Source organism: Xanthomarina sp. (genome assembly GCF_035306705.1).
Classification (GTDB): Bacteria; Bacteroidota; Bacteroidia; order Flavobacteriales; family Flavobacteriaceae; genus Xanthomarina.
In genome coordinates, this window is sequence record NZ_DATGNO010000153.1 from 1 (window position 1) to 3,155 (window position 3,155).

General features: G+C 34.0%; 2 protein-coding genes. Both read left to right on the forward strand.

Translation table 11 applies throughout. The features are described from left to right. Window positions 1-386: 386 nt before the first annotated feature. Window positions 387-2,294 (forward strand): histidine kinase, encoded by a 1,908-nt coding sequence (locus VKY47_RS12420; RefSeq protein WP_324313133.1) that lies wholly within the window; start codon window positions 387-389, stop codon window positions 2,292-2,294. A gap of 3 nt (window positions 2,295-2,297) precedes the next feature. Then, entirely contained in the window at window positions 2,298-3,056 is a 759-nt protein-coding gene (locus tag VKY47_RS12425; RefSeq protein ID WP_324313134.1) for a LytR/AlgR family response regulator transcription factor, read from the forward strand. Window positions 3,057-3,155 lie beyond the last annotated feature (99 nt).

The following is a 3,155-nucleotide window of genomic DNA, read 5'->3' on the forward strand; positions in this document are numbered from 1 at the left end:
TTGAATCCAGATAGCTATCGGGAGAAATTGAAACGTAATCTTTTTAAAAACCTTTCAGGTTTCTAAAACATGAAAGGTCTCAAGTAATATTCCAGCGCTTTCAATTTTAATCCCACAATGGTACAGGTAGGCAAAAAACCAATAAAAACAATACAGAAAAAGATGAAGTAGTAAATCTTGAAAAAATACCAAATACTAAATGAAAGCAACTGAATACTAAATCTCCCTAAGACATTTCAAAATAGAATGGTACTTTAGCTGTAATGTTAAAAGCTATTACTTTATTAACTTGTTATTTCCTATGGGGTATCATGCACCTATCTGGCCAGATCATAATCGATTCCGTGCCATATAAGCTCACGTTGGTCGATAACAAAAGTGTAAAAATGCTTCGTACTGATAGAAAAACAACTTTTGAAAACATCAGCCAACAAACAGTTTGGAACACATATAATTCCATAGACAAAGCGCCATTGGATAAAGCGATTTGGCTCAAATTTGAAATTGAAAATCGTTCACAAGATACAGTTGGAACGTCACTGTTTAGCCCTAATGATTACACTACTATTTACCAGCAAACAGACCAAGGCTATAAAATACTCAAAAATGGATTTTATGTGCCCCTATCTGAAAGAGCAAATCAATCTGAACCTTCCTTTACGAAGCTAAATTTTCTTCCCTTTCAAAAGTCTCAATTATACGTAAGACTAGATAGCAACAGCAGTCTGTTTAGTCCTAATATCCCCGAACTTTATTCCGAAATTGGCTATTGGGAACAGGTCATGACTATATATAAAAAGCAAGAGAAATCTATAGGCTTTATTTATTTTCACATCATTTCCATAGCGACCATTCTTATTTTCGCGCTAATATTCTGGTTGCGCTTACGCAAAAAGCTCTATCTCTATTATTTGGGCTATCTCTTTTTTCAGCTTATATATGGATTTTTAGTATTGCGTTTCACTTTGGCACCCGTTGGTAACTTTTTTGTGCGGACACCTCGCTTAGCTTTTAATTTGTTTGAACCCGTTCAATTTATTTTCATTGGCTTCTATGTCTTTTTTATCTTACAGCTCTTGCAGGTTAAAAATTATGACAAGTTATTGGCGAAAATCCTTAAATACCTCGGGATATTCTGTTTTATATATGCTGGTATCAGTTTTATTTCTAATTATTTTTTAATTGATTTTAAGTATACAGGATTGGTGTTTTTAATTATTCGCTCCATCATTCTTCCCCTTAACTTTATATTAATTTTTTGGATCATATACAAAGTAAAGCATCCCTTAATAATTTATTTTATAATAGGCCAATCCTTCTTTTTTATTGGCGCCTTATTGAGCACATATATTGCATTCTCTGGAATCCAGTTCACTCCTGGACATCTGTTGAATTTTAAAGCAGCGCCTAATATTATTTTTCAGCTGGGATTATTAGCAGAAGTGTACTGCTTTTCTTTGGCCTTAGGGAAAAATGTGTTCTTGCTTCAAAAGAAAAAAGAAATAACAGATGCGGAACTAATAGATCAACTGAAAGAAAACCACCAGATACAAGAACGTATGAATCGCGAACTCGACAAAAAAGTGAACGAAAAAACGTACGAGCTTCTTCAGCTTTATTCCAAAATAGAACGCGAACGGGAACAAAAAACAAAAGACGATTTTACACAAAAACTAAGAGAAACAGAAATGGTGGCTTTAAGATCTCAAATGAATCCGCACTTTATTTTTAATAGCATGAACGCCATTAAAAGTTTAATTATGAGCGCTAGAAATGAGAGCGCCGTCGATTATCTCGACGATTTTTCTAGTTTATTACGTAGTATATTACAAAACAGCAATCGCAAAAAAATTACGGTAGAAGAGGAACTTGAAATTCTGGAATTGTATCTTTCCTTGGAAAAGAACCGAATGGGTGAGAATTTTCATTATCACATCGAAGTGGATTCCAAAGAAGCACTTTCACAACATGAAATCCCTCCTTTACTCTTACAACCTATTGTTGAAAATGCCATTTGGCACGGGCTTCAACCGAGTCTGAAAGCTAAAAAAACGTTAACCATTACTTTCGATACATCAAAAAACCTAAAAATAATTATTGAAGATAATGGTATAGGCAGAAAAGAGAGCTCTAAGAAAAAGAAGTTGCACGACTCTATGGGAACGACTATTGTTAAAGACCGATTATCATTGCACAACCATTTAAATGATCATGCAATTCATCTAAAAATTACCGACCTCGAAGAAGAGGGAACCGCATCAGGAACAAGAATTACATTAACTTATGACTATTAAGCCATGACAAAAATTATTATAATAGACGACGAAACCCATTGCATAAACGTTTTGGAAAACTTGATTGACAAAATACATTCCGACTATGAGATTATGGGCACTTTTACAAATCCTCTTGATGGCTTGGAGTTTATTAAAAACAACCCACCAGACATCTTGTTTCTCGACATAGAAATGCCCAATCTTAATGGTTTTGCCTTGCTAGACAATTTACTTCCTATAGATTTTGATGTCATTTTTACCACAGCCTACGACCAATATGCAATCAAAGCCTTTCAATACAGTGCCATCAATTATCTTTTGAAACCCATAACTGAGAAGAGCATTATAAAAGCACTTTCTGACAGGGAAAATCGACAAAAGAAAACAACCAATAAACAGTGGCAATTATTTCAGGACCATTTAAAAAGCGCAAACAAAAACCAGTCGCAAATAGCATTACCCACAGGTGTTGGCTATCAAATTATGGACATTAAAAACATTGTTAGATGCCAATCGGATAATAATTACACAAATATTTTCTGCAATGAGCAAAGGCGAATCTTAATCAGTCGAACTTTAAAGGAAATTGAAGAACTCCTACAAGATCATGGTTTTGTTCGCGTGCACCAATCGCACCTTATAAATCCAAAATATGTTAAAGGGATTTTAAAACAAGATGGTGGCAGTCTAATTATGAATGATAATGAAGAAATACCTGTTTCCAGACAAAAAGCAAAACAGATTAACGAAATACTTGAAACCATGCTTAGGTTTAAATAAATACTAAAAACTGATTTTTCAATGATAAACATTCTAAGATATTCCTGTAGTTCCAAAGGAAATCGATGCCAACACCAAGGATTGATTATTAAACAGGCT

What these genes read in the sequence shown, in the direction of transcription:
- VKY47_RS12420 (WP_324313133.1), top strand. Translation starts at nt 387, where the DNA reads ATGCTTCGTACTGATAGAAAAACAACTTTTGAAAACATCAGCCAACAA.
- VKY47_RS12425 (WP_324313134.1), top strand. Translation starts at nt 2,298, where the DNA reads ATGACAAAAATTATTATAATAGACGACGAAACCCATTGCATAAACGTT.